This is a genomic window from Aurantiacibacter flavus (genome assembly GCF_039710615.1).
Lineage (GTDB): Bacteria > Pseudomonadota > Alphaproteobacteria > Sphingomonadales > Sphingomonadaceae > Alteraurantiacibacter > Alteraurantiacibacter flavus.
The window spans coordinates 258,320-283,866 of the sequence record NZ_JBDLBR010000002.1; the positions used below are offsets into that span (position 1 = coordinate 258,320).

The following is a 25,547-nucleotide window of genomic DNA, read 5'->3' on the forward strand; positions in this document are numbered from 1 at the left end:
CATCAGGCCGATCAAACGGAGCCAAGACATCATGAAAAAAACGGGTTTGTTGACCTCCTTCGCCCTGGTGCTTGCGACGACCATGCCGGCAACGGCGCAAGAAAGCGTCGCTCCGCAAGGCTCGGCGCTGGAGGCGCAGCGCGCCAATGGCCTGCCGCTGACATCGTTCTACGACCCTGACGGGGCTGACCTGTCGGTGCCGGGAACGCTGGTCCGCACCGAAGCCGGCATGGGTTACGACCTGCCTCACGGGATTGTGGCGACACGCATTGCCTATGCCTCCCGCGATGCCAACGGCATTCCGGTGATGACCACCGGCGTGGTGCTGCAACCGCCCGGCGAGGCTCCCGAAGGTGGCTGGCCGCTCATCGCCTGGGGCCACGGAACGGCCGGCGTCGCGCGCCCCTGTGCGCCTTCGCTGATGAAAGACCTGTATTATGGTTGGGACGGCATCTTCATATACCCGCTGATGGGCTATGCGGTCGTCGCCACCGACTATTCCGGGTTGGGAACGCCTGGCCCGCATCAGTTGCTGTCTCTCGAAGCACAGGGACAGGATGTCATCAATTCGGTGCCAGCCGCGCGCGCCGCAGTGCCAACGCTCAGCGATGATTGGGTGATGGTCGGTCATTCACAGGGCGGGGCAACCGCCATCCAGGTGTCTGCCATGGAGCACGGGATCGACGACCCGACCTATCTTGGTGCCATCTCGATTGCGCCGGCGACGGATTATCACGCGATGTGGAAGCTGTTCCCGGATGGAATGGCAAGCGGCGGCATGGCGCTGGTCGCTGCGGGCATCAGGGCCGCCGATCCTTCCTTCGATCCAGAAACGATGGTGGGGCCACAGATTGCGGAAGTGCTGCCGGAGCTTGAGCAGGAAGCCTGCTTCGGCGCGGCGATGGAGCTTGTCGCCAGCCTGCCCGGTGCCCGCCAGCCCAGCAATTGGCCCGATGCGCCCGGCGTGCGGCGCTTCACCGACGCAAACCGCCCTTATCTGCAGCCGGGACGGGGGCCGCTGCTGGTGTTGCTGGGCGAAAACGACCCCGCAATCCCGCTGGACATCACCAAACGCGCAATCGGTGAGCGCTGCAAGCTTCAGGACGAGGTCTCGCTCGAGACCTATCCCGGCATGGATCATGCTCAGGTGATCCATGCCTCCTTCCCGCGCCAACTGGAGTGGATCGCTGATCGGTTTGCAGGGCGCCCGGCCGAGCGTAACTGTCCGGGCTGATCCGGGAAATCTTAGCAAGATCGTCCCCCTGTGCCTTTAACGGGTGGGACGATCTTGCTTCGCCTCAGCCTTCGACGGAGGAGCGGTGAAGGGCGTGGTTTATTGCAAGGACGAAGTATAGCGCTGTCTCGTCCTCGAACTGCTTTTCGGAGAGATCGGTCCCGGAATACGCGTGCGCGAGGCTCGTTGTCAGATGGCCATGTAGCCAGAGGAACACGAACTCAAGCCGCGATATCTCATCTCGTGATAGCGGGGTCTGCCGCTCGGCTGCGAGCCGCTCGAAATAACGACCGGATACATAGCGACCAAACGCGATGATGGGCTTCCAGATATCTTTGCCGGCGAGATGGTAGCGCATCGCCGTTCTTAATAGTCCAGCATGTTCGCGATAGTTGGCCAGCGCACCGCGGGCCATCGCTTCCGGTAAATCGGCCGTCGCGGTTTCTGCGAATGTTCGGTCCACCCCTTCGCGTCTTTTCTCCAGCATGTTGTAGATCAATGCTGCAAACAGCACGTCCTTGCTGCCGAAGCGGTGATAAAAGGAACCGATAGAGCATCCTGCCGCGTCGCTCAGTTCGCGGATAGAGATGTCGTCGAAATCCTTCGTCCGGGCTAATTGCGTGGCAGCAGACATGAAACGATCATGCGTTCGCAATCCGCGCTTTTGCACTGGCGGGCGAACGCAGAGCGCGCCTGCAGAGTCTGCGGAAAGCCGGGAAATTTCCATCGTGCTTTTGTAGACCATGGCAATCCGCAGCCGCAAGGTTCAGCGATTTGCGGCCGACTGGACGGGCAGATCAAGGCGCCCCCTTGTTACCGGGAACGGGGCTGAGGGATAGCTTCGGGAGCACGGCAGGCGCGCCCGCTATGGGTGTTTCAGTCATTCTTTTTCGCTCATGGAGGCGGCGGGACAGCGGCCTGACGGATTAGCTCATGACCGTCCTCGGGTTCGATCCATCGCTCGGCTACCAGAGATTCTACACTCTCCCGGAAACGTGAAAGATAAGCCTCTTGCGTGGGATAGAGCGCTTCGAGAACATCAGCACTGAATGGTTCCCTGTAACCCCAAAGCTCGCAAATGCCGGGGCCTGTCATCCGGTGATAATAACGAGCAACCGGCACGTCGAGCTGCGGTGTGCGCAAGCCGCCGAGGGCATTGCCAAATTCATCTGTCAGCACCTTCGCATCGCGCGTGCCGGGTTTCTCGACCTGCAGAGGTTCGGCGCGAGGCGGGGGCACGCCTTCGCGCGACCAGCGATCAAGGTTGCGGAACGCTCCGCTCAGCAGCATGGCGAAGGGTACATCGTTGCCGGGCATGTCCTGCTCTTCACACGCATTGGCGTTGTCGAAGGCGGCACCGCTGGTTTTCGCGGCATCAATAGGCGAGGGGCTTCCTGCTTCGCCGCCTTCGTGAATGTGCGAGGCGCCAGCCACCTCGTATCCGCGGAACAGATCGGGCGCCAGGTCGCTGTCAGGCCGACGACGCAAGGAACCGATTTCGGATTCAGACACCATCACGATGACCGGCACGCCCAGGTCAGCTACCTCCATTCGCGGGTCGTCGGTAGGCAACGGCGTTGCACACTGGTTCAGGGGAGTCCCCGGGTCACTGGCAACTGCTGCGAGATAACCATCGTAAAGTGGGGTTCGATTTTGATCGAGCGCATATTGATGGATGAAATTCGCATAGGTCAGAACAAAAGCACCCGACTGAGAATCGCCCGCCATGTAGACGCGCGAGACATCGAAACCGGATAGCGGCCCGCCCTGCTTTCCATCTCTTGCCAAGGCCGCCACCTGGCTAAGGATATCCCAGATGAGCCCGTTCTCCGTCGCAGGCGAGGATTCCGGCGGCAATCCGCCGCGTGGCAAAGGCAACCGATCCTGTGAGCATGTGAGCGCCGGAGGAAGAGGATTGGGAAACTCGAGCGCGCCATAGCGTTGGGAATCAAATTCTTTCAGCGTGGCAACCGCAATCGGCTTTACCGTAACGCCGATCCAGATATCGCCATTGCGCATGTAACTGGCATGAGATTCGCCCCACATGATCGGCAAGTCATAGCGGATCGATGGATTCAAAGGCTCCACCACCACGGAGCCGCTGAAATCTGCCGGGCGCGCGGGCCGACGCACCAGAATGCGTGTTGTGTAGGGGCCTTGGGCAAAGGTTGTCAGCGTGCCGGAATCGGGCATGTCGAAGACACGCGCCGTTCCCGTGACGAAAAATTCTTCCTCCACATAGCCGTGGGCCGCTAGGTCGATCGGAGCGAGCGCGCGATCCGCAGCGGCCCAGGGCCATGAACTTTCGGTGACGGGGATAGCATCGGTCACTGCGGGGAGCGGGGCGACAGCGGGAGCGACGCGGACCACCTCCTGCGCTGCGGGAGGCGAGCCTATGGCAGGCGTGGCGACTGCACATGCAATAGCTGCCGAAAGGGCCGGGCGCTTCAGGCCGCCTTTTGCTCGCTTGAAGATTTCCGCAAAATCCATCTTGTCCCCTTCCTGCTTCATTCCGCAGTCCGCCGGTCATTAGCGAGCTTGGTTGACGGATAACTAGAACATCGTACTAGTATTGCAATTGGATCTTGGTTTCCAGCGTCTGTTGCCGTGGCGTGGGGCAGGCGCGAGCAATCGGGGAGGAACACTGATGGCGAACCGTCGAGATTTTTTGGCCTTGGGGGTTGCGGCCGCAGCGTTGCCGGCCTTTTCAGCAGCCCGCGCTAATGGCTCCCTTGGCGCTCCGGTAGAAACAGCGACCGGCAAAATCCGCGGCTTCCTCGATGAGGGCGTGCATGTTTTTCGCGGCATTCCCTATGGTGTTGCGGAACGTTTCAAGGCGGCCGTTCCTGCACAGCCATGGACCGGGGTGCGCGACATGCTCGGCTGGGGCTTCGATGCGCCGCAAGGTCGGTCTGCGCCACATCAAAACGCCTTTTCGCTCGTCGCCTCGGACAAGTCGCTGCAAAGAGCGCAATCGGAGGATTGCTTAGCTCTGAACGTCTGGACATCCAGCCTCGATGCGAATGCCAAGCGCCCGGTGATGGTATGGCTGCACGGAGGCGGGTTTGTATCCGGTTCGGCTTCGACCGCCGTTCATGACGGGCGCAATCTGGCCCGCGATGCCGAAGTTGTGGTGGTGAGCCTCAATCATCGCTTGAATGTCTTGGGTTTCACCCACCTCGACGACCCCGAGTTTGCCGATTCAGGCAATGCCGGGGTGCTCGACATCGCTTTGGCACTGCGATGGGTACGGGAAAATATTGCCCGGTTTGGCGGCGATCCGGATAACGTCACCCTGTTCGGCTATTCCGGCGGCGGGCAGAAGGTTTCCACTTTGATGGCGATGCCCGATGCGCGCGGTCTGTTTCACAAGGCGATTGTGCAAAGCGGCCAGAATCCGCTGCTCTTGTCGCCTGACCAGGCCGCGGCAAACACCCGTGCCTTACACGCAGAACTTGGCCTTACCCAAGGCGATGCCCGAGGCCTGCAATCGGTGCCCCTGGCGTCGCTGATGGCCGCCTTTTCCCGTGTCTGGACCGCGCCGCCCCGGCAGGTGTGGGGCTTTCCGGCCCGCTTTTCGCCGGTGGTGGATGGCCACAACGTTCCGGCGCATCCCTATGATGCCTTGCATCTTTCGGCAGATGTTCCGCTCATCATTGGCAGCATGCGAGAGGAGATGGCTGGCTTCACGCTTATGGGAGATCCTGACGCCTACCGAATGAGCTTGTCCGATCTCACCGCAAGGCTGGCGCCATATATGGGTTCGGACACTAAAGAGATCATAGATGGCTATCGAGCGATCCACCCAGATTTTTCTCCCTGGGATCTGTACACACTGATCTCCGCTGACGCGCCGACCCGGATCAATTCGATACTCATCGCTGAAAAGCGTCATGCCTTAGGGCTCGCGCCTACATTCATGTATCGCGTCGATTGGCAGACGCGGGTTTTCGATGGCCTCATGAAGGCCCCCCATGGATTGGAAGTTCCTCTGATTTTCAGAAATGTTGTGGAGGATAGCGGCCTGAACGGAGGCGGCGAGGATGCGTTTGCTCTATCGCAGGACCTGAGCGATGCCTGGGTGAGCTTCGCGCATTCCGGTCGCCCCGACACGCCGCGCCATGCATGGCCAGCGTATAATTCCTCAACCCGGTCGACGATGCTGTTCGACCGGCAAACACGCGTTGAAGATGATCCAGGAGCGGTAGAGCGACGGATGCTTGACGGGTTTGCCCGGCGCCAGCTTGCCAAACGGTAGCCGCGCAACTTGATGTTCAAGCTTGCCAGTGTGGAATATCCACGAGAGCGGTATGAGTGGAGCATGCGATGATTTCCAAGGAAAACGAACAGCCGATCTACTATCAGACCGCCACGGACTTGCTGGAAAGGTTGGGAAGTGGCGCGATCAGCAGCGTCGAACTGACCGAGCAATTCATCGCGCGTATCGAGGCCTTGAACCCGGTTATCAACGCCGTCGTCGTGCAAACCTTCGATGATGCCCGAACCGAAGCTTGTGCGGCGGATGCCGCAAGGCATGAGGGCCGCCCGCTCGGCGCACTGCACGGTCTGCCGATGACCATAAAGGAGAGTTTCGGCCTTGCCGGGACGCCGACCACATTCGGCATCCCCGACTTTGCGCAGAACATCGCAGCCGCCGACTCCGAAGCCGTTGCTCGCTTGCGTGCGGCAGGGGCGATCATTCTTGGAAAAACCAATGTTCCTCCTGCTCTGATGGACGGCCAGAGCGTCAACCCGATCTATGGTCGCACGGTCAACCCTTGGGACATTGAACGCACGCCGGGCGGCTCTTCAGGTGGTTCGGCGGCCGCGCTCGCGACTGGCTTTTCAGCGCTCGACTATGGCAGCGACATCGCATCTTCGATCCGCAATCCGGCGCACTATTGCGGGCTTTATGGGCACAAACCAAGCTTTGGGGTGTCGCCTTCCCGGGGGCATACGCTGGCGGAACACGACCTTACGCCAGATATCGGCGTAACTGGCCCCCTGGCGCGCAGTGCCTTCGACCTGGAGTTGGCGCTCAGCGTGGTGGCGGGGCCCGAAGACCCCATGTCCACTGCCTACCGGCTTGAGCTTCCCGCCCCGCGTCGCGCCCGGCTCGAAGACTATCGGGTGGCGCTCGTGAGCAACGACGAATTTGCCGAAGTCGATCGGGAAGTTGGAAGCCAGATCGAGGCGTTGGGTGACTTCCTGGAGAAGGAAGGGGTCCACGTTTCCCGGAAGGCTCGTCCCGCATTCGATAGCCGGGAGCTCCATGCGCTCTATCTTGTCCTGCTTCGCGCCGCGACGGCCGATACCGTAAGCGATGAAGAGTTTGCTGCTGCGCAATCGGCTGCGGGCGGGGCAGGGCTGTATGCGCAGGATATGGCGACGCTGAACGCATATGGGGTATCGCTATCCCACCGTGATTGGTTGCGTCTGCATGCGGAGCGGGAGCGGCTGCGGCGCGCATGGCGTGAATTCTTTGCCGACCACGACCTGATGCTGTGTCCGCCGCTATCGACGGCGGCCTTTCCGCACAGTGATGTCGCTCCACAGGCGCGCACATTGCAGGTGAACGGGCGTGACCTCCCGTTCGAGAACCAGCTGTTCTGGGCTGCCTATGCCGGTCTGCCCTATCTGCCCGCCACCGTTGCGCCCATCGGCCTAACCCAATCCGGCCTTCCGGTCGGGGTGCAAATCATCGGCGCAGATTTCCGCGACCTCGAATGCATCCACTTCGCGCAGTTGCTTGAGACTCGCTATCGAAGCTTCGTCGCTCCACCGCGCTTTCCCTAGGCATGGTTGAAACGCGCGGTCGCGTTCGGCCTGATGCCAACTCGACGGTATTTTTGCCGTTAGGTCCGCTACGTCCGCGCTGCGGCGGGCTGGGTCATCGCGAAATTCCCAAATTGGCCTAAGATGCCAAGCTGCTAAAAATTTATGTACACAGGATGCTCATCGAGAAGTTCTTGGTCTCAAGTCCAAGACGTCGTTCGCAATCTGTGGACGATATTTGCGGCACGGCAAGGCTGGTTAGTTCCTTGCCTCATTGAACCAGGTTCTTCAGCTGCTCGGCTGGTCGAGATTATTCGATCGCCGAAGGGACTAACTTGAGGGGCTGGACCATGCATTTCAAAAGACTTCTTCTCGCTGGAATTGTGCCGCTGCTGGCGGTTCCCGCGCATGCACAATTCAACCAGCCCAATGACTATCCTCCCCCAAGCGCGGATTTGGTGATCGAGGATGCCAAGATCTACACGCCCGATGGCTGGGCCACTACAATGGCTATCGCGGATGGTGTGATCGTGGCTGTCGGAAGCGATGGCGATATCGCTCCGTTCCGCACTGTTTCTACGATGGTTCTGGACCTTGACGGCCGAATGGTCATGCCTGGTTTGCACGATATGCATGTGCATCCGATGGGTGCTGGCATGGCACAATCGGCCTGCGATATTCCTCACGGATCAGACGCTGAAGCCGCGCTTGCCGTGGTGCGCGAGTGTGCGGAAGCGGCGGAGCCCGGCGCATGGATAACCGGCGGCGGTTACGACAATAATTCCCTTGGGGTGCCGCCCACCCGGGAGTTGCTGGATCAGGTCTCGCCTGACAATCCGGTTTTGTTGCGGGATATCAGTGGTCACACAGCCTGGGCAAATTCTCCAGCATTGGCGATCGCCGGAATCGACAGCAGTACCCGTGATCCCGAGGGTGGGATCATCGAGCGCAATGCGAGCGGCGAGCCGACGGGGGTGCTGCGTGAATCGGCGGGCTCGCTGGTTTCCGGGCGCATCCCTGAGCCTTCGGTGGAGGAAGGTGCCGCAGCGCTGGCCTGGTCGCTCGGCGAGATGGCCTCTTTCGGGATCACGGCTTTCGACGACGCAGGCGTATCGGAGACGACGGCGAGGGCATACGATCTCCTTGCCGACAGAGGTGATCTGGACTTGCGGGTCCGCGGCTGCCTTTGGGGTGGCGATCAAAGCCTGCTTGGCCGACACATGGAGTTCGCGCGCGAGAACTTCTCGCCCACTTGCGTCAAGCTGGTGCTCGATGGCGTCCCGACCGATGGTCATACTGCGGCCATGGTGGAACCCTATGTCGATGCGGGGCATGCTCAACATGATCAAACCGCACGCGAACGCGGGCTGCTGCTGGTCCCGCAGGATGAACTCAACAACCAGGTGGCCGAGCTCGACCGGCGCGGCTTCACGGTGAAGTTCCATGCCGCAGGCGATGCGGCGGTTCGCGCCGGGCTGGATGCGATTGAGCATACGCGCGAGGTAAACGGCTTTTCCGGCCAGTATCACAATGTTGGCCACAACAGCTTCGTGCAGATGAGCGATATCGGTCGCGCCCGCGACATGTTCGCGAGCTTCGAGTTCTCGCCGTACATCTGGTATCCGTCTCCCATCATCGGAGACATCCGGCGCGCGGTTGGCGAGGAGCGTATGGAGCGCTGGATTCCGGTAAAGGATGCGCTCGATGCCGGGGCGCTGGTTGTGCCGGGCTCGGACTGGAGCGTGGTTCCATCAGTCAATCCCTGGATCGCAATCGAGACGCTGGTTACGCGTCAGGTGCCTGGCGGCGGGGGTGAGATGCTCGGCGCTCAGGAGCGGATCACGCTCGATCAGGCAGTCGACATCTTCACGCGCACGTCGGCGCAACAGATGAATTTCGGGCACGCGACCGGGACGATCGAAACCGGGAAGCTTGCGGATATTATCGTCTTGGATCAAAACATCTTCGACGTGCCCATTACCGAAGTGCACGAGACAAAGGTGCTCATGACGTTCGTCGGTGGGGAGATGGTTTATAAGGCCGAATAAAGGAGGCGCTTTGCCGCAATAGCGAGTGATTTTGACTGGCATTCAAGTTTGTGAAGGAAGCCCCGGCCGTGAAACTTAATAAGCTTTCCCTACTCGCTGCGACTGTAACTCCGCTCGCTTTCATGCCCCAGCTGGCGCTGGCGCAGTCTGCTTCGCAGGCTGACGCAAGCCGCCCTGATGCCAATGCAGGGCCGGGCAGCTCCGGTGCTCTTGGGCAGATCATCGTCACCGCAAACAAACGTGACGAGGACGTGCAAGATGTTCCAATCTCCATCACTGCTTACTCGGGAGATCAACTGAATGCCTTGGGCATAACCGATACAACAGGGATTACCGAGCAAATCCCAGCCCTGCGCGTAAATCAATGGTCGCCCAGCCTCACGATCTTCAGCTTGCGCGGCGTCTCGCAAAGCAACTTCACGGACAACCTGGAAGCGCCCGTAGCGGTCTATTTTGACAATGCCTATATGGGCTCGATCAACGGCGTAAGCGGACAGCTATTCGACATCGAACGTGTTGAGGTTCTGCGAGGTCCTCAGGGGACGCTGTTCGGTCGCAACGCGACGGGCGGGCTTATTCACTATCTGTCTCGCAAGGCGGATCGCGACGCAGCCAACGGATATGTCGAGGCTGGCTACGGTTCATACAATGACGTTTTCGTCGAGGCCGCTTTCGGTGGTGCGATCGCGGAGGGGCTGCGTGTGCGCGCCGCCGGGCGCTTTGAGCAGGCCGATGGCTACGTTGTTTCGACCGACACCGATGCGAGCGCGGGCCTTGTTGCGAGCGGGCAGGATCTGGGCGGCAAGGACGGCTGGGCCGGACGCGTCACGGCCCAGTGGGATGTCTCTCCGGATGTTCAGCTAAACCTGTGGTACAAGCACGCTGAAGACAACCGCGTCGATACGGGTGGCTATGTATTCGATAACTGCGAATTTCTTGCCAACGGCTATTGTTCGGTGGACCGTACAGGCCTGACCAATAGCCAGAACGGAGTGATCAACGGCATTACCGGAGAGCCGGCGTCGCCATTCCAGAATTTTTCCGATCGGGCGGGCTTTCTGGATCGGACCGTCGATATCTATCAGGCGGATCTGGAGGCCGGTCTGGGAGATGTGACTATCACGTCGATCACCAACTTTACGGATTTGTATAAAGCCTATGGCGAGGATGGCGATGCTATCCCTGCTCTCGTTATCAATTTTGACAATACCAACTCCTTCGAACAGTTCTCGCAAGAGTTGCGCTTGTCGGGCTCTGCGGACTTCATGAATTGGCAGGTCGGGGCATACTATCTCGACATGGACATGCTGGGCACGATCACCTTGCAGGGCGTGCCGGTTCTCGGTCTTGCGCTCGACGTCAATGGTGACGCGGTCGATCCGATTATTAATCAGACCTATGGCATTAATTCTGAAAACTGGTCGGTATTCGGTCAGGCTGATTTTTTCATTTCCGATGAACTGACTTTTACAGCCGGCCTGCGCTATTCAGAAGATAGCAAAAACCTCGATTACATGGCGGTGCTCAGCGACCCGACCGTCGCTGCCGATCTGATTACCGGGTCGAGCGCAATGTTCGAAGCCACCGTTCCCGGGGTCAATGATATCGCTTATGGCGATTGGGCTGCACGCGCGGTGCTGAGCTATGAACCAAGCGAGGATCTACTGCTGTTCGCATCCTGGAACCGCGGGATAAAGGGAGGCAACTGGTCTCTCGGCGCCGACGTGACAGCCACGGAAATCAAGCATGGTGCAGAGACGTTGAACAGTTTCGAAGCGGGCTTCAAGAGCACGCTTGCGAACGGCACTTTGCGGCTCAACGGCACGCTGTATCACTATATCTACGATGACTACCAGGCGTTCGCCCTCACAAGCGCCGTGCCATTTGTCAGCAATTCGGATGCACACTCGACGGGCGCCGAACTGGAAGCTTTCTGGTCGCCTTCACCGAGGTTTGATGCTGTGCTCGGCGCTACCTGGCAAACATCCTCTATCGATGAAGTAAGAGGGGTGGGGGAACAGGTCGGCCCTGAATTCTTCCCTGGGGCACCCGACGCCGAGTTCTGCACCAATCAGGGCGGTTTCTTCTATTGCGACTATCCGGACGACATCATCACGGACGCCGAATTTGCGAATGCACCCCGCTTCAGCTTCAATTATCTCCTACGCTACAATGTTGATGTTGCGGGCGGAAACCTCGCTGCGCAAGTCGATGGGGCGTGGTACGATGACCAATATCTCGAGGTGACAAACGGCCTCTCATCACTGCAGCCTGCACACAACGTCACCAACGCCTCGCTTGCATTTGAGGAGTCTTCCACCGGAATATCGGTAAAAGGATGGGTGAAGAACCTGTTTGACAAGGAGTACCGGGCTTACACGCTGAATCTCGGTATTCTCGGCACCACATCATTCTTCGCGCCGCCGAGGACCTATGGGGTGACAGTTAGAGTGCCTTTCGGGATCTGAAGCAAGATCGTTCGCACAGCCGATGACACCTCGCGTAGGCAACTCTGCGGGCTTTGCGGCTGCAAATCGATCGACCCTGCGGCAAAATAAGAGCCAATAACCGTTCGTTGGCCAAGGGCAGGATTGCTGGCAAATTTTGAATGCCACATGCAGATTGCCTAAGCGGTCATTCGAAACGAATTTTCACTGGCCATCTGGCCGCGATTGCAAAGCATGCAACGTATTTACGCGAAAAAGCGCATGGGAAAGATGGCGAAGGAACCAATCAATGCCTGAGAATGCAAGTCCGTCTGCAGCAATCGACTTTATCTATCTGAATGAAGCGCAGATGATTGAGGCTGGCGTGACCGATATGGCCAGCTGTGTGGATACGATGGAAGAGATGTTCGCCCTCTTGCACAGGGGCGATTATCGAATGCCTGGCGCGAACAACTCATCGCATGGCTCGATGATTACGTTCCCCGACGATAGCCCGTTTCCCGACATGCCCAAGAACACTGCCGATCGGCGCTTTATGGCCATGCCCGCTTATCTTGGCGGCAATTTCGGGACGGCAGGCGTCAAATGGTATGGCTCAAATATCGCCAACCGGGAGAGAGGCCTTCCCCGGTCGATCCTCATGTTCATTCTGAACGACACCGACACCGGTGCGCCGCTTGCGTTCATGTCGGCGAACCTGCTTTCCGCCTATCGGACTGGCGCAATTCCCGGCGTCGGCGCGCGCCATTTGGCGAGGCACGATTCGCGGGTAGTGGGTATATGCGGTCCGGGCGTCATGGCCCGCACGTCGCTCTCGGCCTTCATGGCAACCTGTCCGGCAATCGATACTCTCAAGGTGAAGGGCCGCGGGCAGAAGAGCCTCCAGGCCTTCCTCGAATGGGTCGGCGAAACCTTCCCTCAGATCACAACCGTGGAAACCGTCACCACCGATGAAGAGGTGGTGCGCGGCAGCGACATCGTGAGCTTCTGTCAGGCAAGCCAAACGGGCGATGTTTCCTTCTATCCCCGGATCGAACGCGAATGGGTGAAGCCCGGGACGTTTTTCGCGATGCCCGCAGCGGTCAACTTTGCCGACGAATTCCTCGAACCAGACGTCCGCAAGGTGTTCGATAACACCGGGCTTTATGAAGCGTGGATGGAAGAGGTGCCGCGCCCGGCGCACAACATCATCCCGCTGGCCGGTGTTCAGTGGCTCGATCAAGTGGAGCAGGGCAAGCTCGATCCGACCAGCCTCGAGGATCTCGGCGCGATCGTCGCCGGGGACAGCGTGGCACGTCGCAACGAGGACGAGATCATTATCCTTTCGGTGGGCGGAATGCCGGTTGAAGATGTCGCTTGGGGAACTCAGATTTATCGCAATGCGATCAAGCTCGGGATCGGCACCAAGCTCAACCTTTGGGATCAGCCCGCACTTAGGTGATGGAAAATCGTCCCAACACAAGCATTCATGGAAAATTTCACATGACGAAGATTACCAAGGTCAAGACCGGTTCTCCCACCGAACAGCACGGGAGCTATTCTCGCCTTGTTGCGGTGGATGACTGGATCTTTGTGTCCAACACTGCGGGCCGAAATCCGGAGACAAAGCAGATACCCGAAGATCTCGCGGAACAGACCAATCAGGTGCTCGACAACATTAGCAAGGCGCTTGAGGCTGTCGGTGCGTCCCTGGCCGACGTTGTATCCGCAAAGGTGTTTATCCAGGATCCCGACGACCTTCAGGAAGTGGTGACAGCATACGGAGCAAGGATGCGGGGCATTGACCCGACATTGACGCTTACATGTCCGCCACTGGGGTTGCCCGAATACAAGGTGGAGATCGAGGTGACAGCCTATCGTGGCGCGTCTGAGGCCGAGATCGTGAAGATCGATCTCAGCGCCAAATAGCGTGGCGCTTGAAGCGTTCCAAATCTATCTGAGGGGTTTTTGTGATTAGCCAGCCTCCTGCGATCGATCCGATCGAAACAAGCACGGCCATGCCAAAAGCCACGGAAGTCGTCGTGATTGGAGGGGGAATTATCGGCCTGACTGCCGCGCTCACTCTGGCTGAGCGCGGCATACCGGTAACGGTGGTGGAAAAGGGGAGATTGGCGGGCGAACAGTCCTCCCGCAACCTGGGCTGGGTGCGCAAGACAAACCGTGCTGCCTTGGACCTTCCCTTATCAATCGCAGCCGACCGCCTCTGGGCGGAGATGCCGCAGCGTACTGGCAGGGATGTCGGGTTTCGCCAATCGGGCATCATGTTCACTGCCCGGACGGAGGCAGAGCTTTCGCTCTATTCCCAATGGTATGAAAACGTGGGCCGCGAGAATACCGATGCGCGGATGGTGAGCGCGAAGGAGATCGCATCTCTGGTGCCGGGCGGCCGTGAAAACTGGCTCGGGGGCATCTACACCGCGTCGGATGCTTGCGCAGAGCCGACCATGGCGGCCAGCGCGATTGCCAATGCTGCTATCGCCAAGGGTGCCGTTATCCTTGAAAACTGCGCCGCCCGCGCGCTCTCGACGAGCGGAGGGAAGGTCTCGGGGGTCGTGACCGAACATGGCGAGATTGCCTGTCAGCAGGTTATCCTGGCCAGCGGCCTTTGGAGCCGACGGTTCCTTGGCAATATGGGAATTGATTTCCCGATGCTGCCCTTGTCCGTTTCCGTCTTGCGTACCGCGCCGATGACGGGGCCTACGGACATTGCCGTGGGAGGCCCGAACTTCTCGTTCCGCAAGGACTATACCGGCGGCTATACAATCATGCATCGCGCAGCGCTCGTGGCGCCGATCACGCTGGATAGCCTGTTGCTGGGCACAAAATACGTTTCTTCGCTCAAGGCCTTCTGGAAGGCGATGCGTCTGGAGCTTGGGTCTGAGCTTTGGAACGACATCCGTACGCCCCGGAAATGGCGAAATGATGCAGTGACGCCCTTTGAGGCGACACGCACGAAGAACCCGGACTATAATCCGAAGATCAACGCCGAAGCCATGCAGAATGTGGCGGCAGCCTGGCCGGTTTTTTCTGGCGCATCGATCGCGATGAACTGGGCTGGCATGATGGACATGACGCCAGACTCGCTTCCGGTGATCGACAACGTGGATTCCGTTCCCGGCCTTAGCCTGGCGACCGGATTTTCCGGTCATGGCTTCGGATGTTCGCCCGCCGCAGGGCAACTGGCGGCGGAAATCGCAACGGGGGTCAAGCCGATCGTCGATCCGTCCCCATATCGGTGGAACCGTTTCACCTGATCGATCGGCGCTAATGGCATAGCCCCGAAGCGCGCAAGGCTCCTTCGCTTGCATGTTTGATTGACGCGACGCCGCCGATGAAGCGTCGCGTCAATCGCCCCGCTATTTTGCGGCAACCACGGTCTGGTCGATGGTGCCGAAGATGGAATTGCCCTCGGCGTCATTCATGCTCACGCGGACCTTGTCGCCGACAGTCATGAACGGGGTCTTGGCCTCGCCGTCATAGATCGTCTCGATGGTGCGGATTTCGGCAATACAGCTGTAACCCGCTCCTCCTTCGGATACGGGTTTGCCTGGCCCCCCGTCTTCGCCCTTGTTGCTGATGGTGCCGCTGCCGATGATCGTGCCGGCACCAAGCTTGCGAGTTTTGGCCGCGTGGGCTACCAGATCGGCGAGGTTGAAGGTGGCGTCCTGGCCGACCTCAGCCCTGCCGAAAGGCTCGTCGTTGTAATCGACCATGAGCGGGTGATGGATGACATTATCACGCCAGGCATCACCCAGTTCATCGGGTGTCACCGCAACGGGGCTGAACGCACTCGCGGGCTTCGACTGAAAGAAGCCGAAACCCTTGGCAAGCTCGCCGGGTATCAGGCCGCGCAACGATACATCGTTCACGAGCATGAGCAGCTTGATGTGATCGGCGGCGTCGGCGGGAGAGCTGCCCATCGGCACGTCGTCGGTTATGCAAGCGACCTCGCCTTCCATATCGCAGCCCCAGGTGGGGTCGCCCAATGGGATGTCTTCATGCGGAGCAAGGAAGCCGTCGCTGCCGCCCTGATACATCAACGGGTCGCTATAGAAGCTCTCCGGAACTTCGGCATTGCGCGCCTGCCTCACCAGCTCGACGTGATTGATATACGCCGAGCCATCAGCCCATTGGAAAGCGCGGGGAAGGGGTGAAAGCGCCTGAGCTTCGTCGAACGGCTGGCACGCGGCGCTGCCGTTCTCGATCTCGGCGTACAGCGCTTCGAGCCGGGGGGATATCCTGTCCCAGTCGTCGAGCGCAATCTGAAGCGTTCTTGCGATATTGTCGGCCGCGATGCAGCGGCTGAGGTCCTTCGACACGACCACGAGTTTGCCGTCCCGAGTTCCGTCGTTGAGAGTGGCGAGTTTCATGGCGATCAGTTTTCCTTTGGGGTATCGGGTTGGTTGTCAGGATGTGCGGCAATGAATGCCGGCAATTGCATGCATGCGGCTTCGATGCGCATGATGTGCGGGGATTGGGAAAGGTCGTAGGCAAAGCGCCGCGCATTATAGACTTGTGGGATGAGCACAGTTTCGAACATCCCAGGGCGATCCAGCAGGAAGTCTCCCGTTTCGAGCTGCGCTAGTCGCTGTTCGACCGGGCCGAGCGTCAGGCCCAGCCAATGCCGATACCACGCATCGACCGCGTTCTGATCCTGTTCGAACTGCGTCTTGATGTATTGCAGCACCTTGAGATTGAGCGGCGCGTGCAGCTCCGTGGCGATCGCGCTGGTGAGTTCGCGCACCGTAAAGCGGGTTTCAGCGTCTTCAGGCAAAAGGGGGGCGGCGGGAAACCGATCCTCCAGCCACTCGAGAATCGCCATGCTTTGCGCCCTATCGCGCCCTTCGACCTCCAGCATGGGAACGCCCCCAAACGGGTTGCGCGCGCGATATTGATCCTCCTTCTGCTCGGAACGAAGGAGATTAACGGGCACAATATCGTAATCCAGCCCCTTGAGATTCAGCGCAATTCTAAGGCGGTAGGAAGTCGAGCTGCGGTAGTAACCGTAGAGCTTCAATGTCCGTGTTCCTTGCGGGCAAGTTCGTGCAGCCAGTCGGCATGGCGCGGCGCCTTCTTCGTCTGGCTCCATTCCTCCAGCATCAAGGGGGCTACACGTTTCAGCTCCGCATATTGTTCGTCGGTGCCTATGTCAGCCGCCAGCTCGATGCGGTGCCCATTCGGGTCGAAGAAGTAGATCGACTTGAAAATGCCGTGATGGGTGGGGCCGAGCACAGAGACGCCCTGGGCTTCGATATGCGCCTTGGCAGCCACCAATTCCTCTTCCGAGCCGACCTTGAAGGCAAGGTGCTGCACCCAAGCGGGCGTATTTGTATCACGGCCCATTTCGGGCTGGTTCGGCAATTCGAAAAAAGCCAGCACGTTGCCGTTTCCGGCATCGAGGAAGACGTGCATGTACGGATCGTATTCCCCTGTCGAGGGGACGTGATCTTCGGCAAAGGCAGTGGTGTAATCCATGCCGAGGACTTTCGCGTACCATTCGACAGTCTGCTTGGCATCCTTGCAGCGGTAAGCGGTGTGGTGAACCCCGGCGAGCTTTATAGGGGTGTCGGTTGTCTCGGTGGTCATCTCATGCCTCCGTCAAAAGCGCAGCGCGCTCTATTGCTTCGTCGATGACTTTCCTGTCACCGATATGGTTGATCAGCAGCAGGACGAGCCGCGCGCTGGCGCGCAGGGCCTTTTCCGGCTCATGGCTTTCCAGCATTGCGATCAATTTCTCATAGATTGCGTCAGGATCTTCTAGGTTGGCTTCCAGTGTCAGGCTCATGCCCGTTCTCCCCTTGCACGTGCGAGACCGTCTGCAATCGCAGCCCCGGTTGGCTGACGAAAACGCGCCGCGACATACTGATCGGGCCGCACGAGATAGGCACCGCCGCCCTGCAGATCATACCGTTCGCGCAGCAGACTGTTGGCGGGCTCCTGTGCGATGTCGAGCACGTCGAGCTCGGGGGGAAGGTCTGCGACAGGTGTGGTTGTCAGCAATACGAACCGACCTCCCAGCTTTTCCAAAAGCCAGCCATTGCCCAGAGGGGCATCCACCGCCGGTGAACCGGGTGCGATTCCGCCGCTCCATGCATCCGTGTCGGCCGTGCTGAGCAAACTGTCAGGGTAGCTGATGGCTGTCGAGAGCCGCCCGGAATTCACGAGAGCACGGGCGAACGGATGGTCTTCCGAAAGATCGAGCACTGCGTCGCGGAACGCGCGGCTGATCTCGCTCTTGGGGGTCAGGAAATCCGTCGAGCGGGTCGAATTAAGGATGTTTTCGTCGGCGGTGGTGATGGCTTCACGGTTGTAGCTCTCCAGCATATCGAGGGAAGCCTTGCCCTCAAACACCGCGTCGAGCTTCCAGCCGAGGTTATCGATGTCGGCGAAACCGCCGTTGCATCCGCGCGCACCGAACGGCGACACGAGATGCGCGCTGTCGCCCGCGAAGATGACCCTACCGTGGACGAAACGCTCCATCCTGCGGCATTGGAACGTATAGACGCTATACCATTCTTCCTCGAACTCGACGTCGTCTCCGAGCATCGCGCGCACGAGCGGGTTTACGTTTTCAGGCTTGATGCAGGCCTCTCGATCGATGTTCCAGCCCAGCTGGAAGTCGATCCGCCAAACATCGTCAGGCTGCTTATGGAGCAGAACGGACTGCCCGGGATTGAACGGCGGATCGAACCAGAACCAGCGTTCCGAGGGGCGATCCTCCTTCATCTTCACATCGGCGATGAGAAAATTGTCTTCGAAGATCCTGCCTTCGAAATCGAGCCCCATGAGGTCGCGTACGGTCGACTTGTTGCCGTCGCAAGCGATCAGCCATTCGGCTTCGATCCGATAGGCACCATCCGCACAGTCGACCGACATGGTTGCCGACTTTTCGCTTGTGTCGAGCGCCGTCACCTCGTGACCCCAGCGGATCTGGACGTTCGGAAGCTGCTTCAGCCGATCGAGGAGGATATCCTCCATGTGGTACTGCTGGATATTGATGAAGCCAGGCATCTTCTGGTTCTTCACCGGCAGCAAGTCGAACTGGTAGACCGGATCGCTGCGGTCCTTCCAGAACACCTTGCCGATGTTCCAGCTTACCCCCTTTTCCACCGCTTGCTCGCCGCAGCCTAGTCGATCGAGAATGTCGAGCGATCGCTTCGAAAAGCAAATCGCCTTCGATCCGGCGGGGACGAAATCGAAGCGACCCAGCACGATCACGTCGTGGCCGCGCTGGCCCAGATCGATGGCCATGGCCAGACCCACCGGACCAGTGCCAACTACGACGACCCTGGCTTGCTCGAAATCCGTTTCCGGCTTCGGGCTTGGCTCAAACGTACGCCAGACAGGTATTGTCTCGCGCCAGGCTGCTTTGCCAGTTTCGACATTCATGCCGTCTTCCCCCTCCGGGCCCCGCTCAGTCCTGCAACTGGTCCCAGACCTGACGGTCGAGTTCCATGGTCCAGATTTCGGGCCAGTCCTTGCCGTTAAACTCGTCCCACAGGCGCTTGACGTCGAAGGGGAGGCAATGCTCGAAGATCGGCCAGCGGCCATATTTCGGTTCGAGCGTGCGGTGGCAGGCTTCGAACGCTTCCTTCAGCGTCCCTCCGCGCTCGTGCACGGCCTGCGTTTCGCGGATCATTGTCTTGAGGAAATCGCGCGATTGTTCGATTGCCTTGTCGGTCGCCTCAACGCCCTTGGCGACTGCGCCGCGCCCACCAACGAGGTTTTCCGAACGGAATGCCTTGACGTTGTCGAGGGTGTGCTTGCTCCAGTCGAAGTGGAAGGCATCGCCTGTATAAAGCGCGGCTTCTGCCTCGACGAGGTCGCCGGTAAAGAGGGTTTTGGACTTCTCGTGCCACACCACGATATCGCCTGCGGTATGGCCGCGGCCGCAGAACTTAAGTTCGAGATGGCCACGGTCGCCGCCAAGTTCGATCCGCATTTCGTCCTTGAACGTGATGGTCGGTCGCGTCAGGCCGGGAATGCCGTCAGGCTCCTTGAACAGCCGCGGCATGCGACCGTATTCGCTATCCCAATCCTGCTTCCCGCGCTCCTCGACCAACTGGCGCGACACGTCCGACATAATGATGTTCTCTGCCTCGAAAGCAGCGGCCCCGAGAACGCGCACGGCGTGATAGTGCGTAAGAATAAGGTGCTTGATCGGCTTATCGGTCTTTTCGCGCAGCTTGGCGAGCCAGTCGCGCGCCGCAGCAGGCGTTGCGCGTGCTTCGATGCAGACGACAAAATCCTCGCCTTCGATCGCGCCGACATTCGGATCACCCTCTGCGGTGAGGGCGTAGACACCGTCGGCCAGTGTTTCGAGGGTCTCTGACTTTTCCGTCAGGTCGGCAGATGATGCGAAAGGCTTTGCCACACTGTTTCTCCAAGGCTCTATTTCGCGCACCAGGGGCGCCGAATCCGTTTCCGCACAGCGACGGTGGGACGTTCCCGGCATGGTGGCGACTCTCGCGATCTTTCTATGCGATCATCTTCTCATTTGCAACCGTTGCAAATGAGAAGATGATGCTCTTAGAGGTTATAGGGTAGTCGGTCGGGCAAAGTTCGTGCGGTCGTGGTGCACAAATGAAAGGTTCTTCTGGTTCGGAGGAACTCGCCGATTATGCTTGGGCGCTGCCGTTGCGGCGAGCGGCACCATTTGCGAAAGTAAGCTGCATGTTCGATCTGGAAGAATTCATCCCTTATCGCCTTTATCAGGCGACAGAAAAAAGCTCACAGAAGTTCCGGCAGGTCTACATCTCCGAGTATGGCATCACGCGAGCGGAATGGCGGGTCTTGTTCAACGTGGGGCTCTATGCGCCGATCGGTTCCGGTGAAATCGTAGAGCGCACGTCGCTCGACAAAAGCAAGATTTCCCGGGCGGTACAGCGTCTGGTAGATCGCAAATGGCTGACCCGCAGTGATCATCTTGAAGACCGCAGGCGCCACAGGCTGGAGCTGACGAAAGAGGGAGCGCGTGTTCTCGCCGACCTTTCGGCACGCGCATCCGAACACAACCAGGCGATTATTGACCGGATCGGCCATGAAAAGGCGCGCGTCCTTCTTCAAATTCTTTGCGAAATCGAAGCCATGGATTCGGGGGCCTCGCACCTTGCGGAGACAAGCCCGAACTAGGCAGCAGAATGGGATATGGATGGCATGACGCAGAACGAGCAACTTCACATGTTCGTAGATGGGCAGCACAGGCGCGCCGCAGAATCGCGCGAAGTGCGAGATCCGGCCACAGGCGAGGTGATCGGCCTCGCTCCGGTGGGAACGCGATCTGACCTTGATGCGGCTGTTGCCGCGGCGAGGCGCGCGCAGCCAGGTTGGGCGCAGCAATCAGACGAAGCCCGCGCGCAGGCCTGCCGCCAGCTGGCGGACATTATCGGCGTTCACAGCGGCGAACTGGCGCGACTGCTGACCAGAGAGCAGGGCAAGCCCCTGAAGGGTATCGGATCGGAATTCGAACTGGGAGGTTGCGCCGCATGGCTTAACGCTACTGCTGACCTTTCGCTTCCGGTCGAAGTTATCCAGGACGATGATACGGCGAGGGTGGAAAAGCACCACGTTCCTCTCGGGGTCATCGGTTCGATTACGCCTTGGAACTGGCCACTTCTTATTGCCATTTGGCACATCGCCCCTTCGATCCGGGCGGGCAACACCGTGGTCATCAAGCCATCGCCTTACACCACGCTATCGACATTGCGGATGGTCGAGTTGTTGGCCGCGGCGCTTCCCGAGGGCGTGCTCAATGTCGTTGCCGACGGGGAAGGTGTCGCAGAAGGGCTGACGACGCATAAGGATGTCGACAAGATCATCTTCACTGGTTCAACCGAGACCGGAAAGAAAATCATGGCCGCTGCTGCGCCAACCCTGAAGAAGCTCACGCTTGAAATGGGAGGCAACGACGCCGGTATCGTTCTGCCTGACGTGGACCCGAAGGCCGTGGCCGAAGGTATTTTCTGGGGCGCGTTCATCAACAATGGGCAGACCTGCGCCGCACTCAAGCGCTTGTATGTTCATGACGATGTTTACGATGAAATTTGCGCTGAGCTTTCTCACCTGGCTCAGACCATGCCGATGGGACCCGGTCTGGACGAGAGCAACGTGCTTGGTCCTGTCCAGAACGAAATGCAGTTTCAAAAGGTCACCCGCCTGGCCTCGTCATCTCCCACAGAGGGCGGGCGGGTGATCACGGGCGGGGCGCCACGGGAAGGGGAGGGCTTCTTCTTCCCGATCACTCTTATTGCAGATGCGCGGGAAGGCATGGCCTGCGTTGACGAGGAGCAGTTCGGCCCGCTTTTGCCGATCATTCGTTTCACCGAAGTCGATGATGCCATTCGTCAGGCCAACAGCCTTGACGTCGATCTTGCTGCATCGGTCTGGAGCAAGGACATCGATGCCGCTCGCGCCATTGCCGAGCGTCTTGTCGCGGGCACAGTCTACATCAACAAGCATGGGGAAGTTGCCCCGCACATTCCCTTCGGCGGTGCGCGCTATTCCAGCATGGGTGTGGAGTTCGGGATCGAGGGCCTGAAGTCCTGCACGAACATCAAGGTGTACAATATCGCCAAATAGCGCAGCAGCGGCGGTCGGCGGCGAGATCGGGGAAACCTTATCCTCGCCGCCGATCAGCTAGAGCGATGCGTTATTCGCAGCTCTTGCGGTAAATCTCGCATGCGGAACACGCCTGCTCGATCAGAAAGGGCGTCAATTCGCGCGCCGTTTCCGTTTCGCGGCGGGTGGATACCCAGCCAAGATATGTGGTGCCACGCAGCATCATGAAGAGCGGAAGGGCATCGACTTCGCTTTGCGGAAGCGGGCGTACCTCGCGATAGCCTGCGATCAATGCATCGCGCAGGCCCGGAAAGTCGGGTTGCCGATGATTGAAGTAGAGGGCAGTGGCAATGTCGAACATGTGCCAGCCGTGTCCAGCATCATCGAAATCGATCGGCTGAAGCCTGGTTCCGTCAACCATGACATTGTCGGCGATCAGGTCCGCATGAATCAAACCGGAATTGTCCCGGTTGCGTGGGTGCCGGGCGAGAGCTCGCGCTCCTTCTTCCCTTGCGTCGAGCATCAAGTTCTTCTGCTCTTCATCAAGGTCGGGCAACTCCCAGAACCGCCCCCAGATCGGATCGGGGCCGACCAGCGCATCTGTGTACCAGTTATGACGTTCAAAACCGGACGGGGTGGACCAGTCTGCGCCATGTTGATGCAACCGGGCCATCAGCGAGCCGAGGAGGCGGTAAAGCGCTATCCGTTCGCGGGAAGCCAGATCGCCCTGATCTTCCAGCTGGGACAAGGGCACGCCATCGACCCAGCGAAGCATATCGGCCCGGCGAACTTCCGGAACCTCGGGAGCGGAAGCCAGGGTGATCAATTCTCCCTTGGAGTTGCTGATCACCTGGGGAATGGGTAGCCCGTGCTTTTCGAGCGCTTCCATCCACGCAACCTCGGAATTCAGGGCAGCGTCGGAGTGATAGTTTGGCCGGTGGATGCGCAGGGCGAACCGGGTGCCGTCCGAATCCCGGACGGAGAAGATCGCATTCTCGCGATATTTGACCAATTCGGGAACGCCGTAAGCGCCCGGGTACTGCGCGAGAGCATCCTGAGCGAGGACGATCAGCGATGCGATCTGTTCTGCCTGCGAGGCGTCGTAAAAATTCGTCATTGGGCCAGTGTCCCGATTGTACTGGAAAGCGCGTCAGCCAACAGATCGACTTCTTCTGTGCCGAGACAGAGAGGCGGGCGGATCTTCAGCACATTATCGGCAGGCCCGATCTTGCTGATGAGGATCTGCCGGTTTCGCATTTCATTTATGACGGCCTTAGCGAGCCGGGCCTCCGGTTGCTTGCCATCCCCCACCAGCTCGACGGCGGCGAAAAGACCCCGTCCCCGCACATCTCCGGCACAATTGAACTTGCTTGCAACATCTTTCAGGCGTTCCTGCAGATATTGTCCCACGGTAGCGGAATGATGCACCAGGTCTTCGCGCTCGATCACGTCGAGGACGGCATTGCCGGCAGCAGCGGAGACGGGGTTCCCGCCAAAGGTATTAAAGTAAAGCGCATCTCCGGTGAAGGCGTCGGCAAGGGCGCTGCTCGTAACAACCGCCCCGACGGGGTGACCGTTACCCATGGGCTTGCCCATGGTCACGAGATCGGGCGTTACGCCCGTGCTTTCAAAACCCCACATCGCGTCGCCCATCCGGCCGAAACCGGGCTGCACCTCGTCGGCGATGAACAAGCCGCCGGCGTCACGAACTCTTTGCGCGACGCCCTGTACATAGGCAGGGGGAACGTCGAGCAGGCCTTCGGTGGAGAAGATTGTGTCGAAGATGACTGTTGCGACACCAAACCCGGCCTCGGTCAGGGACTCGATAGCGTCGTCAACCAAGGCGAGATGATGAGCGACCATCTCATCTTCTGATCCTTCCCAACGGTAAGGGTCTGGTATCTTCAGAGAACGGACGAAATCGGCCATTGGTTCGGGATGAGGCAGTCCTGTTGTCAATTCGGCAAAGCCGCTCGAATTGCCATGATAGCTGAAATCACTGACCAGAACGCCTCGGTTGCCTGAGGCATGGCGCGCTATCCTGAGTGCCAGTTCGTTGGCCTCTGTCCCGGTGCAGACAAACATTGCACGGTCGAGCTGCGGAGAAGGCAGCAAGCCTGTCAGACGCTCGGCATATTGAAGCACGACTTCGTTGAGATAACGGGTGTGGATATTCAGCGTGCTTGCCTGCTTGCACAAGGCATCGACCACATGCGGGTGGCAGTGCCCGACATGCGGCACGTTGTTGTAGCAATCGAGATAGCGGTTCCCGTCCGCATCCCACATCCAGCATTCCGAGCCGCGCACCATATGGAGAGGACGGTCGTAAAATAGCGGTGCGTTGGGACCAAACTGGCGCTCGCGACGCTCAAGTATGTCAGATGAAATCATCTCGCTGCTTTCGATTGTTCTGCTGAAGAGGTCCGTGGCAATCGGCTTATGAGAAATAAACCCGACGAAAGTCTAAGGGATCGATGTTACGGCCCACGCGAATCAGGCGGACATTCTTTGTGAGGGGTGTCTCCGGTACATATTCGGAGTCATCCCGGTCACCTTGCGAAAGGCACGGGTGAAACTGGAACTTTCCGAGTATCCGAGCATGAGCGCGATATCCACGATTGGGCGATCGGTTGCCAGCAACATACGTCGCGCGCGAACCATGCGCTCTTCTAGTGCGAGCTGGCGAAAGCTCTGTCCTTCTGCCTTAAGTCTGCGGAACAGTGTGGACACTGACATGCGAAGTTCTTCGGCAACATCTGCCTCCCTTGAAAGGCCGCCGCCTAGCAGCATCTGAACTCTTCCAGTCAAATCGCACAAAGTCTCCTCGTTGCGAGAGGAGCGCGCGAGGTGTTCGGCGATTAGCTCCGCCAACATCGGACGGCTCGCCGGGTTGCGTCGGTTGAAACCCTCGCGATCGTAGATCAGCCGGTTCGTCGGCTGGTCGAAGAACACGTCGCAGCGGAAGTAGTTCTGATAATCGGCGTAGGGTCCGTGGCAGCTGTGCTCTAGGTGAACCTCACGCGGTCTTAGTCGCCCCCCGGAGAACGCATCGACGAAACTCGCATTGGCAGCGATAGAAAACTCGGCATCCTGGCGCCTGGTCAGTATGCTGGCGTCAAGAACGCGATATTCAATCTCGGCTGTATCCCCGCAAAGCGTCAGGCGGTTGAGAGTGCTTTCCTGCATAACGTGCAGGTGCTGAGTGAAATAGTTCAAGGCATCGACCAGAGATGGGGCGCTCATGAACAAGGTACCCATCAGCCCGAGGTTGGCAGGATCCTCGATTTTCCCGATTCTCAATCCCAGATGTTGTATGCCCGTTGCCTCGGCGGCGCGCTCAAAGAACGCCACATAAGTCGCGAGCGGCACGAAACCTTGCGTTTCTTCGTGAAGGTGGGGAACGATGCCCGAGGCGTCGAGCAAGACGTCCACTTTGACATCGCGCGCGCGCAGCCAATCCACCACATGTCCAAATAGGCTATAGGA

The 25,547-nt window shown here is 59.2% G+C and carries 21 protein-coding genes; 10 read left to right on the forward strand and 11 right to left on the reverse strand.

What is annotated here, in order from left to right:
- Positions 1-49: 49 nt before the first annotated feature.
- Positions 50-1,234 carry an alpha/beta fold hydrolase gene (locus tag ABDJ38_RS05925; protein ID WP_346784157.1) on the forward strand — a complete coding sequence of 395 codons (1,185 nt, stop codon included), beginning with the start codon at positions 50-52 and terminating at the stop codon, positions 1,232-1,234.
- Positions 1,235-1,298: 64 nt separating this feature from the next.
- Here the strand turns inward: ABDJ38_RS05925 and ABDJ38_RS05930 are convergent, their stop codons facing one another.
- Both ABDJ38_RS05930 and ABDJ38_RS05935 read right to left on the reverse strand, forming a co-directional pair.
- On the reverse strand, positions 1,299-1,979 hold the full coding sequence (locus ABDJ38_RS05930; protein WP_346784158.1) for a TetR/AcrR family transcriptional regulator: 681 nt from the start codon (positions 1,977-1,979) through the stop codon (positions 1,299-1,301).
- A 149-nt stretch (positions 1,980-2,128) separates the two neighbouring features.
- Positions 2,129-3,745, reverse strand: coding sequence for an alpha/beta hydrolase domain-containing protein (locus ABDJ38_RS05935; protein ID WP_346784159.1), 1,617 nt, complete (start codon positions 3,743-3,745; stop codon positions 2,129-2,131).
- 136 nt (positions 3,746-3,881) lie between these two features.
- On the opposite strand from ABDJ38_RS05935, the gene ABDJ38_RS05940 reads away from it, so the two are divergent.
- From ABDJ38_RS05940 to ABDJ38_RS05970, 7 genes are all read left to right on the forward strand, one after another.
- Positions 3,882-5,492 carry a carboxylesterase/lipase family protein gene (locus ABDJ38_RS05940; protein ID WP_346784160.1) on the forward strand — a complete coding sequence of 537 codons (1,611 nt, stop codon included), beginning with the start codon at positions 3,882-3,884 and terminating at the stop codon, positions 5,490-5,492.
- 68 nt (positions 5,493-5,560) lie between these two features.
- Positions 5,561-7,030 carry an amidase gene (locus ABDJ38_RS05945; protein WP_346784161.1) on the forward strand — a complete coding sequence of 490 codons (1,470 nt, stop codon included), beginning with the start codon at positions 5,561-5,563 and terminating at the stop codon, positions 7,028-7,030.
- Positions 7,031-7,344: 314 nt separating this feature from the next.
- Positions 7,345-9,057 (forward strand): amidohydrolase, encoded by a 1,713-nt coding sequence (locus tag ABDJ38_RS05950; protein ID WP_346784162.1) that lies wholly within the window; start codon positions 7,345-7,347, stop codon positions 9,055-9,057.
- A 68-nt stretch (positions 9,058-9,125) separates the two neighbouring features.
- Positions 9,126-11,525: a TonB-dependent receptor gene (locus ABDJ38_RS05955; RefSeq protein WP_346784163.1), complete on the forward strand. Its 2,400-nt coding sequence runs from the start codon at positions 9,126-9,128 to the stop codon at positions 11,523-11,525.
- A 268-nt stretch (positions 11,526-11,793) separates the two neighbouring features.
- Positions 11,794-12,945: an ornithine cyclodeaminase family protein gene (locus ABDJ38_RS05960; RefSeq protein ID WP_346784164.1), complete on the forward strand. Its 1,152-nt coding sequence runs from the start codon at positions 11,794-11,796 to the stop codon at positions 12,943-12,945.
- A gap of 41 nt (positions 12,946-12,986) precedes the next feature.
- The gene (locus ABDJ38_RS05965; RefSeq protein ID WP_346784165.1) at positions 12,987-13,412 is read left to right on the forward strand and encodes a RidA family protein; all 426 of its coding nucleotides are present in this window, start codon (positions 12,987-12,989) and stop codon (positions 13,410-13,412) included.
- A 41-nt stretch (positions 13,413-13,453) separates the two neighbouring features.
- Positions 13,454-14,758 carry an NAD(P)/FAD-dependent oxidoreductase gene (locus ABDJ38_RS05970; protein WP_346784166.1) on the forward strand — a complete coding sequence of 435 codons (1,305 nt, stop codon included), beginning with the start codon at positions 13,454-13,456 and terminating at the stop codon, positions 14,756-14,758.
- A 102-nt stretch (positions 14,759-14,860) separates the two neighbouring features.
- On the opposite strand, the gene ABDJ38_RS05975 is transcribed toward ABDJ38_RS05970, so the two are convergent.
- From ABDJ38_RS05975 to ABDJ38_RS06000, 6 genes are read right to left on the reverse strand one after another with little or no spacing between them, the layout of a single operon-like run.
- Positions 14,861-15,874 carry a fumarylacetoacetate hydrolase family protein gene (locus ABDJ38_RS05975; RefSeq protein WP_346784167.1) on the reverse strand — a complete coding sequence of 338 codons (1,014 nt, stop codon included), beginning with the start codon at positions 15,872-15,874 and terminating at the stop codon, positions 14,861-14,863.
- Positions 15,875-15,879: 5 nt separating this feature from the next.
- Positions 15,880-16,521: a maleylacetoacetate isomerase gene (gene maiA / locus ABDJ38_RS05980; RefSeq protein WP_346784168.1), complete on the reverse strand. Its 642-nt coding sequence runs from the start codon at positions 16,519-16,521 to the stop codon at positions 15,880-15,882.
- On the reverse strand, positions 16,518-17,090 hold the full coding sequence (locus tag ABDJ38_RS05985; protein ID WP_346784169.1) for a VOC family protein: 573 nt from the start codon (positions 17,088-17,090) through the stop codon (positions 16,518-16,520). Before ABDJ38_RS05985 ends, maiA begins: the two co-directional genes overlap by 4 nt.
- Before the next feature lies 1 nt (position 17,091).
- A complete protein-coding gene (locus ABDJ38_RS05990) occupies positions 17,092-17,289 on the reverse strand; it encodes a DUF2783 domain-containing protein (protein WP_346784170.1) in 198 nt (65 codons plus the stop codon).
- On the reverse strand, positions 17,286-18,893 hold the full coding sequence (locus tag ABDJ38_RS05995) for an FAD-dependent oxidoreductase (protein ID WP_346784171.1): 1,608 nt from the start codon (positions 18,891-18,893) through the stop codon (positions 17,286-17,288). The genes ABDJ38_RS05990 and ABDJ38_RS05995 overlap by 4 nt, the downstream gene beginning before the upstream one ends.
- A gap of 25 nt (positions 18,894-18,918) precedes the next feature.
- On the reverse strand, positions 18,919-19,878 hold the full coding sequence (locus ABDJ38_RS06000) for an MBL fold metallo-hydrolase (RefSeq protein ID WP_346784172.1): 960 nt from the start codon (positions 19,876-19,878) through the stop codon (positions 18,919-18,921).
- A 209-nt stretch (positions 19,879-20,087) separates the two neighbouring features.
- Between ABDJ38_RS06000 and ABDJ38_RS06005 the strand changes: the two genes are divergently transcribed.
- Positions 20,088-20,636 carry a MarR family winged helix-turn-helix transcriptional regulator gene (locus tag ABDJ38_RS06005; protein WP_346784173.1) on the forward strand — a complete coding sequence of 183 codons (549 nt, stop codon included), beginning with the start codon at positions 20,088-20,090 and terminating at the stop codon, positions 20,634-20,636.
- A 24-nt stretch (positions 20,637-20,660) separates the two neighbouring features.
- On the forward strand, positions 20,661-22,082 hold the full coding sequence (locus tag ABDJ38_RS06010; protein WP_346784174.1) for an aldehyde dehydrogenase family protein: 1,422 nt from the start codon (positions 20,661-20,663) through the stop codon (positions 22,080-22,082).
- A gap of 70 nt (positions 22,083-22,152) precedes the next feature.
- Here the strand turns inward: ABDJ38_RS06010 and ABDJ38_RS06015 are convergent, their stop codons facing one another.
- The 3 genes from ABDJ38_RS06015 to ABDJ38_RS06025 all read right to left on the reverse strand — a co-directional run bounded on the left by ABDJ38_RS06015 (position 22,153) and on the right by ABDJ38_RS06025 (position 25,523).
- Positions 22,153-23,178 (reverse strand): phosphotransferase enzyme family protein, encoded by a 1,026-nt coding sequence (locus ABDJ38_RS06015; protein WP_346784175.1) that lies wholly within the window; start codon positions 23,176-23,178, stop codon positions 22,153-22,155.
- Positions 23,175-24,452 carry an aspartate aminotransferase family protein gene (locus ABDJ38_RS06020; RefSeq protein WP_346784176.1) on the reverse strand — a complete coding sequence of 426 codons (1,278 nt, stop codon included), beginning with the start codon at positions 24,450-24,452 and terminating at the stop codon, positions 23,175-23,177. Before ABDJ38_RS06020 ends, ABDJ38_RS06015 begins: the two co-directional genes overlap by 4 nt.
- A 102-nt stretch (positions 24,453-24,554) precedes the next feature.
- Positions 24,555-25,523, reverse strand: coding sequence for an AraC family transcriptional regulator (locus tag ABDJ38_RS06025; protein WP_346784177.1), 969 nt, complete (start codon positions 25,521-25,523; stop codon positions 24,555-24,557).
- Between the last annotated feature and the right edge of the window lie 24 nt (positions 25,524-25,547).